The organism is Paraburkholderia sp. NMBU_R16 (assembly GCF_013282575.1).
GTDB lineage: Bacteria > Pseudomonadota > Gammaproteobacteria > Burkholderiales > Burkholderiaceae > Trinickia.
In genome coordinates this window covers 1-275 of sequence record NZ_JAAAYE010000370.1, presented here as the reverse complement: position 1 = coordinate 275, position 275 = coordinate 1, and the positions used below count along the sequence as shown (strand labels likewise).

At 60.4% G+C, this 275-nt stretch carries 1 pseudogene; it reads right to left on the bottom strand.

From position 1 onward, the window contains the following. Window positions 1-229, bottom strand: a pseudogene (locus tag GWC77_RS28555) (IS3 family transposase); the annotation flags it as partial. Window positions 230-275 lie beyond the last annotated feature (46 nt).

The following is a 275-nucleotide window of genomic DNA, read 5'->3' as shown; positions in this document are numbered from 1 at the left end:
GTTTGCCTCCAACATGGATGCCTTGCTCGAGAAGCTCCGCATGGATACGAGGCATGCCATACGTGTCGCGCGAGCTTGCGTGAATAGCTCGGATGCGCCCGATCAGATCGGCGTCGCTGCACGCGCGTTTCGATGGGCTGCGCGCGATCCACGCGTAATAGCCGCTGGCCGAAATCTGCAACAGCCGCGCCATCGTCGCAATGGGCAATGTGGCCTGGTTCGCTTTCATGAATTCGAACCCTTTTCGGGCACCGTTCCGGTCTCCCGTGCAAACC